This window comes from Prosthecobacter sp., assembly GCF_044222345.1.
In the GTDB taxonomy this organism is placed as follows: Bacteria; Verrucomicrobiota; Verrucomicrobiia; order Verrucomicrobiales; family Verrucomicrobiaceae; genus Prosthecobacter.
This window is the reverse complement of the sequence record NZ_JBGANL010000056.1, coordinates 23,663-33,898: the sequence shown is the minus strand read 5'-3', so window position 1 is coordinate 33,898 and position 10,236 is coordinate 23,663. Positions and strand designations below refer to the sequence as shown.

Annotated in this window: 9 protein-coding genes; 8 read left to right on the top strand and 1 reads right to left on the bottom strand. The window is 63.2% G+C overall.

Annotated elements, in window-relative coordinates:
- Positions 1 to 289: 289 nt before the first annotated feature.
- The 4 genes from ACILSL_RS22325 to ACILSL_RS22310 all read left to right on the top strand — a co-directional run bounded on the left by ACILSL_RS22325 (position 290) and on the right by ACILSL_RS22310 (position 4,241).
- The gene (locus tag ACILSL_RS22325) at positions 290 to 841 is read left to right on the top strand and encodes an RNA polymerase sigma factor (RefSeq protein WP_395734280.1); all 552 of its coding nucleotides are present in this window, start codon (positions 290 to 292) and stop codon (positions 839 to 841) included.
- The gene (locus ACILSL_RS22320) at positions 838 to 2,250 is read left to right on the top strand and encodes a YfbK domain-containing protein (RefSeq protein WP_395734279.1); all 1,413 of its coding nucleotides are present in this window, start codon (positions 838 to 840) and stop codon (positions 2,248 to 2,250) included. Before ACILSL_RS22325 ends, ACILSL_RS22320 begins: the two co-directional genes overlap by 4 nt.
- 527 nt (positions 2,251 to 2,777) lie before the next feature.
- Positions 2,778 to 3,290 (top strand): transposase, encoded by a 513-nt coding sequence (locus ACILSL_RS22315; protein WP_395734278.1) that lies wholly within the window; start codon positions 2,778 to 2,780, stop codon positions 3,288 to 3,290.
- Between the two features lie 558 nt (positions 3,291 to 3,848).
- Positions 3,849 to 4,241: a transposase gene (locus tag ACILSL_RS22310; RefSeq protein ID WP_395734277.1), complete on the top strand. Its 393-nt coding sequence runs from the start codon at positions 3,849 to 3,851 to the stop codon at positions 4,239 to 4,241.
- A 311-nt stretch (positions 4,242 to 4,552) separates the two neighbouring features.
- On the opposite strand, the gene ACILSL_RS22305 is transcribed toward ACILSL_RS22310, so the two are convergent.
- Positions 4,553 to 5,293 (bottom strand): hypothetical protein, encoded by a 741-nt coding sequence (locus ACILSL_RS22305; RefSeq protein WP_395734276.1) that lies wholly within the window; start codon positions 5,291 to 5,293, stop codon positions 4,553 to 4,555.
- Positions 5,294 to 5,478: 185 nt separating this feature from the next.
- On the opposite strand from ACILSL_RS22305, the gene ACILSL_RS22300 reads away from it, so the two are divergent.
- The 4 genes from ACILSL_RS22300 to ACILSL_RS22285 are packed head-to-tail and all read left to right on the top strand — an operon-like array spanning position 5,479 to position 10,128.
- Entirely contained in the window at positions 5,479 to 5,751 is a 273-nt protein-coding gene (locus ACILSL_RS22300; RefSeq protein WP_395734275.1) for a WXG100 family type VII secretion target, read from the top strand.
- 38 nt (positions 5,752 to 5,789) lie between these two features.
- On the top strand, positions 5,790 to 6,287 hold the full coding sequence (locus ACILSL_RS22295; RefSeq protein ID WP_395734274.1) for a hypothetical protein: 498 nt from the start codon (positions 5,790 to 5,792) through the stop codon (positions 6,285 to 6,287).
- 12 nt (positions 6,288 to 6,299) lie between these two features.
- Complete coding sequence (locus ACILSL_RS22290; RefSeq protein WP_395734273.1) at positions 6,300 to 6,500, top strand: hypothetical protein; 201 nt, start codon at positions 6,300 to 6,302, stop codon at positions 6,498 to 6,500.
- Entirely contained in the window at positions 6,484 to 10,128 is a 3,645-nt protein-coding gene (locus ACILSL_RS22285; protein ID WP_395734272.1) for an FtsK/SpoIIIE domain-containing protein, read from the top strand. The genes ACILSL_RS22290 and ACILSL_RS22285 overlap by 17 nt, the downstream gene beginning before the upstream one ends.
- Positions 10,129 to 10,236 lie beyond the last annotated feature (108 nt).

Genomic DNA, 10,236 nt, shown 5'->3' with positions numbered 1-10,236 from the left:
CTGGGAGGCATCCAGGGCGCGGCTGGGCAGGGAGGTGGCTTCTTCCTCCAGCGCGGCGGGGGCGGGCCTGGGGGCGGGATCCAGGGTCTCCTTGATGAGCCAGACGCCGCCGCCCAGGGCCAGGAGGATGAGGAAAAACGTGCTGCTGGAGGAGTTGGACTGGCTCACGGTGCCTGTCTGAACGCCCGGGGGTGGGCAAAGATTGCGGTTTCCAAGGCGAAAAATGGCGTAAATTCCCCTCTGGCCTAATTTACTCCTGTGTCTGCTCGTTCCCACCCCGAACTCTCGCATGCCCGACCCACACCTCCAGGATGAAGCTGCGGTGCTGGTCAGGCGGGCGTTGGACCAGCATGAAAGCACCCTCATCGCCTACACAGCCAGCATCCTCGGTGGTGACATCGAGCGTGCGCGTGATGTCGTGCAGGACGCCATGCTCCGTCTCTACCTCTCCGAGCCGGCCCGCGTGCGTGACAGTCTCAAGTCCTGGCTCTTCACCGTCTGCCGGAACCGTGCCTTTGACATCCTGCGCAAGGAGCAGCGGCTGGACCTTGGCAATGACGAGGTCATCGAGGCCGCGACGGATCACGAGCCCGACCCTTCCCAGAGCGCGGGCATGCAAGAGCTCTATGCGCACATCTGGACCTGTGTGGACCGCCTGCGGCCCAACCAGCGCGAGGTCGTGCGGCTCAAATTTCAGCATGACTGCTCCTACCAGGAAATCGCCGGCATCACCGGACTCAGCGTCGGCAACGTCGGCTTCATCATGCATCACGCCATCAAGAAACTCCGCGAACTGATGAGCACGGACCTCAGCGAGGAATACACCCCCACCCATTCATGAATCCCCAGGACAATCCCCACTTCACCGCCTACGCCCTCGGAGAACTCAGCGCCGAGGAGGCGCGCGAGCTCCACGAAGTGCTGGCCACCACCCCCTCTGCCGCGCATGAGCTGGAGCAGATCGAGGCCGTGACCGATGCCCTGCGCCAGGGCGCCCCCATTTCGCTCTCACGTCTGACGCATGAGCAGCGCCACGCCGTGCTGCATCCGGCCAACATGCCACGGCGCATCCAGCCGATGCTGCCACGCCCGCCGGTGAAACGTTCGCGCCAGGTCTTCTGGCCGGTGATGGGCGCGGTGCTCAAGGTGGCGGCCGTCGTCACGCTGAGCGGCGCAGCCTTCCTGGCAGGCTGGAAATATGGCCCGGAAGTCAAATCTGCCGCGCAGATGGCCGCCACGCCCAAGGGCGATGCGCCTGCTGAGAAGGAGCTGAAGCCCCAGGCCCAGCCAGAAAAAGCCGCACCCGCACCGATGCTGGCGGCCAAGGCCGAACCCAAGTCAACAGCACCCGCCGTGCCCGCCCCGGTGGCGAAAACGCACGTGGCCGAGGTCAAGCCCGCACCTGCGGTGAAGCCAGTGGTGGTGGCCAAGGTCACGCCGGTGAAGGAGCAGCCCTCAGCTCCTGCGGTGACCCCCAATCTGGGGTTCACGCTCCCCGCCGGACACGGCACGTTTGTCAGCACGACGAAGCAGGCGGTCGATCAGTTCAGCCTGCATCCCGGGCAGATCAAACCGCTGCCGCCCAAGGCCAGGGGGCAGGCTTTTGCCTCCCCGCAGCTCACGCCGAGCAAACCCGAGCCCAAGCCGGAGCGTGCGTCCAGTCTGTTCATCCACTCCTGGAAGGCTGAAGTGGCCTCCTGCCCGTGGAATCCGGCGAACCGGCTGCTGCGCCTCGTGATCCAGCTGCCCGCAGATCAGGCGGCGGTGCTGGCTGCGGACGCCAGCTTCCCCCTGCAGGTGACCTTCGATAAGGCGAATGTGAAGCAGTTCCGCATGCTGTGTGAGCGCCATCTCGCCGCCACGGAGCTGCGCACTGCGGGCACGCATGTGCTGTGGTATGAGTTTCAGCCCAATGGCAGCGGCGAGATCCCCCGCGACAGCAGCCGTCAGGTGGCCACCGTGACGCTGCCCAATGCGCACTTCACCTCCCAGGCCGTGGGCCCCTTTGACAGCAGCAAGCTGCTCGTCATGGACCGTGGCTACTCCCTGCAGAATGCGCGTGAAGATTTCGTGTTTGAAACCTCCGTGGTGGGCTTTGGCCTGCTGCTGCGGGGCGCAGAGCAGCTCGGCGGACTGAATCACGAGCTGGTCATCCAGCTGGCCAGCCAGTCCAAAGGCGCGGACAGCAGCGGGGAGCGCGGGCGCTTCATCCGCCTCGTGCAGGATGCCCGACTGGCCGCCGGGCTCTAAGCGGTGTTTGAAAACGCCCCCAAGGAGCGCGGGCGTTGCCTCGCTTTGCTCGCCCTCCGGGCAGCCTGCGGCTGGCTATCTCGCTTCACTCGGTTCGAGCCCGCAGCAGGTGGCAGGCACGCCAGCATGGGATCGTTCACGCCAGGAGCTCTTAGCGGAAAAAGCACCGCAACCCCTGTGCAGACACTGAAAGTAAATGGGGTGCCTCCCATGCTTCGCGGAGTGCTGCGGGCTCGGAGGCCCGCGCTCCGCCAGAAGTGCTGGCGCAGACCCGTCTACGCAGCGGTTTTCAAGCACGGCCTGGAGATGGAGAACCGCTGTGACGATGTCACTTTGTGGTATAGCGTTTTCCAAAACTGATTTCCGGAAAGCGAGCGTGGAGACGCTCGGCGGCGGCTTGAGGACAAGCCTCCCTACCTCGCGCTGGGTGCTCGCATGCCCGGTGCTGGTAGGGCTGGCTGTCCAGGCTGTGTGAAAACTATTTCACCGGTTTGACCGGTGGCATGTTCATGAGCAACAAGATGAGCATGAGCCACCTTCGAGGAACTGATCGCAGCGAAGTGCAGATGCTGCCGCCATGCCTGGATGATTACGTCGCAGCGGAAGCCGCCGTGCGCTTCATTGATGCGTATGCCGAGTCGCTCGACTTCAAGGCCCTGGGCTTTGAGCGCTGCACAGCCAAGGGCACCGGACGTCCGCCCTATCACCCGGCCGACCTGCTCAAGCTCTACCTCTACGGCTACCTCAACCGCATCCGCTCCAGCCGCCGCCTGGAGGCGGAGGCTGCGCGCAACCTCGAAGTCATCTGGATGCTGCGCACCCTGCGCCCGGACTTCAAGACCATCGCCGACTTCCGCCGTGACAACCGCAAGGCGTTCAAAGGCGTGCTGCGCGAGTTCAACCTGCTGTGCGCAAGCCGAGCTCTTTGGCGCGGAGCTCGGCCATCGACGGCAGCAGTTCAAGGCCAGCAACGGCAGGCGCCGCCACTTCAACGCCGAGCAGCTGCGCGAGGTGATCAAACACATCGACCAGCGCATTGATGACTACCTGCGCGAGCTCGACACGCAGGATGCAGAGCAGGGCCACCGCCGCCTTCCTCTTCGCCACCCGCCTACGGCAGGAAGCTCGAGACCATGGCCGAAAAGATCGCCGGACTGCGCGCCAGCCGCCAGGAGCATCGCCGCGCTGCTTGCAGAGATGCAGAAGAGCGCCCGGACCGAAGTCTGCTTCATCGACGCCGATGCACGCAAGATGTGCGATACGCAGCGCGGCGGGTTCTTCATCGGCTACAACGTGCAGGTCGCCGTGGATGCAAGCATGACCTCATCGTCGCCGAAGAGGTGGTGCAGTCGGCCTCGTGATCGAGGCCAGCTCGGTGCTGTCGCCCAGGCCGCGAAGACTGAACTCAAGGTGCCGAGCCTGGAGGTGGTCGCTGACAAAGGCTACCACTCGGCCAACGAGCTCGAAGCCTGTGAAGCCGCAGACATCATCACCTATGTGCCTGCGCAGGGCAGCACCAGCGGACGCAGCAGCAGGGATGGCAGGAGAGTGTTTGGCAAGGAGCGCTTCACCTACGACGCGGTGGCAGACGAGTATCAATGCCCCGGAGACAAGCGTCTCGGTGGGGCAAATGCCGCAGCCACGGCAAGACCGTCCTGCACTATGCCACGCAGCGGCCTGCCGCACCTGCCCTTAAGGCCCGGTGCACCGGCGGCAGCTACAGGAAGATCCACCGTCTGCGCAATGAAGCCGTGCTGGAGCGGGCAGCGGCACGCATGGCCGGAAAATCGTCGATCAGCGCCCGCAGGCGCGAGGTTGTCGAGCATGTGTTTGGCACGCTCAAGCAATGGGGGCACGGCGACTTTTTGACCCGCGGACTGGAGCGGGTGAAAGCTGAGTTCAGCCTCAGCGCACTGGCCTACAACCTCAGGCGCGTGCTCAATCTCAAACCGATGAGCGAACTGCTCAGAGCGCTGCCCAAGGCGGCATGACGGGGAGTCAACGGGCCTCAAATGCACTGCACCAATCCCTCTTGATAAGCGCATTACAAGCGCTCAGGAAAGCAGCACAGCGCTGAGGGCAAAATCGCCTGGCAGAATGCCAGAATTTAACCGGCATTCCGGGCAGGCCTTTCTAAAAAGAGTGTTTTCACACAGCCTGTGTCCTCAGCCAGCCGCCGTCGGAGCCCATGATTATCGATCAAGAAACAGCCTGCTAAACGGAAAGGAGTTTTGCGAACCGCTATAGAGGACCGGGGTGAGCGGGCGGCGGCAGCCACCCTTTGCCAGCAGGGGATGCGCCCTCATCCATACGGCTTCAGCCACTCCGTGCGCATCAGTTCCAGCGCCGGGGTGAAGATGGCCGTCGGGTAGGGTTGATCAGCCTCCGATTCCCAGAAGTTCTCTGGCACCGTGGCAAACTCAAAGCTCAGATGCATCTGCCCGTCCTGCGTCAATGTGATGGCGTTCGGAGCCAGCGTGAGCGACTCACACCCTGCCAGCGGATGCCCCTCGGCCAGCAATGAGCGCGTGGCAGAGGCGAGCAGTTCCTCATACCTCGTGGTGAACTGCTGCCACAGCGCCGCCTGCGTCTCCGAGGGGCCGCTGCCAGAGGCGCTCAATCTCACCGGCTTTCCCGTCGGCAGCACCGGCTCTGCATGCCAGGTCTTGTAAAACACCGAATGCTCATAATCTCCGATGATGGGATGATGCCCCGGAACGCGGACCGTCTGCCGTCTGCGTCTCATCAGATCCAGCACCATCACCGTCGCCAGCAAAGCTCCGAACACCGACGCGACCTGAAGGACGATGCTGGCGGTGGACAGCACCGTCACATCCCAGTCGGGCAGGGGGGGCTCGGGCAGCCTGCGCAAAACTTTGACAATCAGCCACACCGCGATGCATGGCAGCAGTCCGATGAGGCACACGGCCAGAAACCCGCATACAAAAACCACCAGCCACCCCTGCACGGACGGCTGAGCAAACGCCTGTGCCGTGTTATAGTTCAATATCTTCATCACCTTGGTTGCCGTTTTGAACGGCATGGCGTGCGGCACCCTTGCGGCTTCCAGGTTGAATTGCAGAGTTTTATCATTTCGGCTTCGGCGCTGCCGAGATTATTCCGCAGGCAGGCAAAAGATGCCGCGAGTGCTGGTGCTTTCAGCACATGGGCCCCCAAAATTGTCGCAAAACCATTCGTCAATCTTCATTCGCACTTCATCATGACCGCATGGCCCAGGCAATCATGAATCCCGAGGAAGTCCGGCGTTTCGCGCAGGAGTTGAAGCGCTTCAATACGGAGATGCAGCAGCGCTCCGCCTCCCTGCAGAGCCGCTTCACCGCCCTGGGTGAGACCTGGCAGGACGCCGAGCATGAGAAGTTCGCCGCCGAGCTCACCACCACCATGAAGGCCATCAAGCGCTTCATGGAGATGTCTGAACAGCACACCCCCTTCCTCCTCCGCAAGGCCCAGCGCATCGAGGAATACCTCAGCCAGCGCTGATCGAGCATTCAGCATTCAGCATCCAGCATCTAGTACCCATGGCTGACCAGGCACGTATCTCGAATCTCGACTCCATCGAGTCCTTTCGCGTTGCCCTCATCGTCTTCATCAACAAGACCCGTCAGGCGCTCGACTCCATCCAGGATGCGGTGAAAAAGACGCGCGGCTGGGTGCAGACCGAGCAGCCAAACTACTGGCAGCAGCAGATCCGCATGCGGCAGAAGAAGCTCGATCAGGCGCAGCAGGAGCTCATGAGCGCACGCATGTCCGAGTTCATTGACAATCCCACCGTCCAGCAGATGGCCGTGCGGAAAGCCCGCGCCGCGCTGGAGGAGGCCCAGGCCAAGCTGGAACGCACCAAGGCATGGGGCCGTGATTTCGACCGCACCATTGATCCGCTCGCCCGCAAAACGGACTCCTTGCGCGACTACCTCGAAAGCGATCTCGCCAAGGCCGTGGCCTACCTCGTCGAAATTCAGAAAATTCTTCAGGCCTACAACGAAACTCCCGCCCCTGCGGCGAGTTCGGACTCCTGACCGTTTGCTCCCATGAACCTCATCCAAAACGCCCGCGAACTCTCCGAGCATTGGCATGCCACCAAGGTGCACTGGCGTGACGCCAAGGCGCTGGAGTTTGAAAAAACCTACCTTGAGCAGCTGCCCGGCCTCATGACCAAGACCGGCGCCATGATCAACGAACTCGAAAACCTGCTCCGAAAGATCCGCAAAGACTGTGAACAGCTCCCTTGATCTCCGCTCCTCGCGCATAGCCTCCCTGCACATCTCGCTGCGTGACACCATCGCCGATTTTGCCGCGCGCAGCGAGCAGGTCGCCCGCGAAATCCGCTCCAAGCGCTACACCGCCGAACAAAACCACCTCCAGCAGCTGGAGACGTTTGATGCGCAGCACGGCACCACCGTCAGCGAAGTCGCTGCCCAGTGGGATGAGTACGTCAAGACCATCCACGCCCGCCACGCGCTGCGCACGACTTCCTTCAAACGCTACGAGGACCGCATCAAGCGTGACCTCAAGGCCATGGTGCAGAAGGAGCGAGAGCGCTGGCTCGGACGCCAGCAGATGCGCCGCGTGCATGCAGACGCCATCCGCAAACGCGGCCTGCAGCAGCTCGATCACAACACCGACGCCCTGCTGGAGCGCCTCACCACCGCCAAAGATCGCCTGCTGGCCGTGCTGAAGGCCACCGGCGAACGCCTCGGCCGCAAGACCGCCCCCGCACCGAACACCCGCCTAACGCTGGCGGACATCCCCGCCCGCATCGCCGACATTGAAGCGCATGCCCAGGGCCTCGAAGAGCAGCTCGCCGCCGGCAAAAGCTCCGGCATGTTCAAGATGTTCTCCAAGCCCCGCGTGGATCTTCAGGAACTCAGCGCCGCAGTGCTGGACTACGAAACCTGCCTGCAGGAACTGCATGCCGCCAAAGATGCCGCCGCCGCGCAGCTTCAGGCGGACTATGATCATACGGATGCACTCGTCACCGCCGACTGGAACCGCACGGAGGAAGTGGCCGAAAAATACCGCCTGGCCATGCTGCGCAGGCTTGCCACGCAGATCCCCGCCTGCCTCGCCCGCAATGAGCGCCTCCTCGCCCGCAATCTGCAACGCTTCGAGGTGCAAAAAGCCGCCGCCATCGCGCAGGTCAGCGGCCCCCTCATGTCGCAGCGCCAGCAGCTCAATGACCAGCACGAGGCCACGATGCATGCCATGCAGGCTGCGGCCCAGCAGCGCTGGTTCAAGATGCAGGCCGAGTGGAATCAGAAAATCCCCCCGCTGCTCACCTCCGTGGAGGAGATCGGGCAGGATCCCGCCACGCAACCGCAGGCCTGGACCACCACCTACCAGCCGCAGGATCTATTTCCAAACGCCGTGCGTTTTGGCACGCTGAAGCTGGACCTCAGCACCACGGCGGCTTTGCTTGCCAAGGAGACGCCCTTTGATCTGCGCGGCCATGAGCGCGTCGCCCTGCCTCTCGCGCTCGCCTTCCCGCAGGAGGGCTCCCTGCTCATCGAAACCGATGACGATGGCGGCAAGTGGGTGGCCGATGTGATGAACGACGTCATCTTCCGTCTCTTCACCCAGGCGCCTCCCGGAAAAGTCCACTTCACCATCATCGACGCCGTCGGCCTCGGGCAGAACTTCGCCGGCCTCATGCACCTGGCCGACTACGAGCCCGCCCTCATCAACCGCCGCATCTGGACGCAGCGTGAGCAGATCGAAGAGCGCCTCATCGAGCTCAACGAGCACGTGGAAAAGGTCATCCAGATGTACCTGCGCAATGAGTACGCGACCATCACCGAGTACAACGAGCAGGCCGGCAGCGTGGCGGAGAAATATCACTTCCTCGTCATCGCCGGACTTCCCGCCGGCTTCAATGAATCGTCCATGGCGCGTCTGAAAAGCATCGTCATGAGCGGCGCGCGCTGCGGTGTCTTTGTGCTCATTCATTGGGACAAACGCCAGCCGCTTCCGGAAGGACTCAGCGCCGAGGACCTGCGCAAAAACTGCCTGCGCATCGTGCGCGAAAAAGGCGTCGTCAGCTTCCAGGGCATCCGCACCCTGGAGCTCGATGCACCGCCGCCGGATGCCGTCGCGGCGGATCTCGCCCATCAGATCGGCCAGGCCAGCATCGACTCCAACCGCGTGCAGGTGCCCTTCAGCGTCGTCACGCCCAAGGAGCTGTGGTCGGAAAGCACCACCAACGAACTGCGCATCGCCATCGGCCGCACCGGCGCCACGAAGCTGCAGTACCTCGCCATCGGCAAAGGCACCAAGCAGCACGCCCTGCTCGCAGGTAAAACCGGCTCCGGCAAATCGACCCTGCTGCACATCATCATCACCAATCTCGCGCTCTCCTGCAGCCCGGATGAGGTTGAATTCTACCTCATCGACTTCAAGAAAGGCGTCGAGTTCAAGTGCTACGCGGACAACAAACTGCCGCACGCCAAAGTCATCGCCATTGAGAGCGATCGCGAATTTGCGCTGAGCGTTCTCCAGCGCATCGACGAAGAACTCCGCCGTCGCGGTGAGCTCTTCCGCAAAGCCGGCGCGCAGGATCTCGCCGGCTACAAGCGCGTCGGTGGCACCGAGCCCATGCCGCGTGCCATGCTCATCATCGATGAGTTCCAGGAATACTTCACCGAAGACGACGCCGTCGCCCAGGGCGCCGCGTTGCTGCTGGACCGCATCGTGCGCCAGGGCCGTGCCTTCGGCATCCACGTCTTCCTCGGCTCCCAGACCCTCGGCGGTGCCTACACCCTCGCCCGCACCACCCTCGGCCAGATGGTCATCCGCATCGCCCTTCAGTGCAACGAGGCCGACGCCGCCCTCATCATGGACGACACCAACACCGCGCCGCGCCTCCTCTCGCGTCCCGGTGAAGGCATCTACAATGACGCCGCCGGTGCCGTGGAGGGGAACAGTCCCTTCCAGGTCGTCTGGCTCACCGACGAAGAGCGGGATGCCAACCTCGTCAAAGTCGCCCAGCTTTCCAAGGAACGCGGCTTCAGCCACAAGCGCCCCATCGTCTTCGAAGGCAACATGCCCGCCGACGTGCGCGACAACGCCCTGCTCATCACCGCCTTGGAAAATCCGCCCGTCAAAGCCCCGGCAGATCCCAAGTGCTGGCTCGGCATGCCCAACGCCATCAAAGGCCCCACGGAAGCCATGTTCCCACGGCAGAGCGGCCGCCATCTGCTCCTCGTCGGTCAGAACGACGAAGCCGTCGCCGCCATCATCGGCCTCGGCATCCTCGCCCTCGCCGCGCAGCATCCACGCGCCACTCCGCCCAGGTTTTACCTCATTCACGGCGCCCTCGCCGACACCCCCGACTGCCTGTTCCTCGAAAGCATCGCCCAGGGACGTGCGCAGATTTCGCAGGGCCACGAAGCCCCCGAATTCATCGCCGAGATCCACGCCGAAATGAAACGCCGCAGCGATGAAGGCAGTGCAGGGGATCCCCCCATCTACCTCTTCATCCACGGCCTGCAAAAATTCCGCAAGCTGCGCTACGAAGAAGATTTCTCCTTCGGCGGCGACGACACCCCCAAGCCCGGCAACCAGCTCAACGAGATCATCTCCGAAGGCCCGCCCCTCGGCATCCACCTCATCACCAGCCTCGACACCCTCAACAACGTCAACCGCTCGCTCAGCCGCAAAGCCGTCAGCGAGCTCGGCATGCGTGTCCTCTTCCAGATGAGCGTCAACGACTCCGCCAGCCTCATCGACTCCCCCAAAGCCAGCACCCTCGGCCTCCACCGCGCCCTCTTCTACAGCGAGCACGAATCCCGCCTCGAAACCTTCCGCCCCTTCGCCCTCCCCGACTCCGGCTGGGTCGCCGAAGCCATGTCACAGATCGGGTAGCAGGTCCCCAGATACACGCAGATACATTCCCGCAGAGCCCCCTGCGCCCCCTGCCGCATGCCCGCAAACCGCCCCATTCGAGCGCGCAGCGTCTACAAAATAATGCCA

Coding starts and splice junctions, on each gene's coding strand:
- ACILSL_RS22305 (WP_395734276.1), bottom strand. CDS start 5,293: ATGCCGTTCAAAACGGCAACCAAGGTGATGAAGATATTGAACTATAAC.
- ACILSL_RS22325 (WP_395734280.1), top strand. CDS start 290: ATGCCCGACCCACACCTCCAGGATGAAGCTGCGGTGCTGGTCAGGCGG.
- ACILSL_RS22295 (WP_395734274.1), top strand. CDS start 5,790: ATGGCTGACCAGGCACGTATCTCGAATCTCGACTCCATCGAGTCCTTT.
- ACILSL_RS22315 (WP_395734278.1), top strand. CDS start 2,778: ATGAGCCACCTTCGAGGAACTGATCGCAGCGAAGTGCAGATGCTGCCG.
- ACILSL_RS22300 (WP_395734275.1), top strand. CDS start 5,479: ATGGCCCAGGCAATCATGAATCCCGAGGAAGTCCGGCGTTTCGCGCAG.
- ACILSL_RS22290 (WP_395734273.1), top strand. CDS start 6,300: ATGAACCTCATCCAAAACGCCCGCGAACTCTCCGAGCATTGGCATGCC.
- ACILSL_RS22320 (WP_395734279.1), top strand. CDS start 838: ATGAATCCCCAGGACAATCCCCACTTCACCGCCTACGCCCTCGGAGAA.
- ACILSL_RS22310 (WP_395734277.1), top strand. CDS start 3,849: ATGCCCCGGAGACAAGCGTCTCGGTGGGGCAAATGCCGCAGCCACGGC.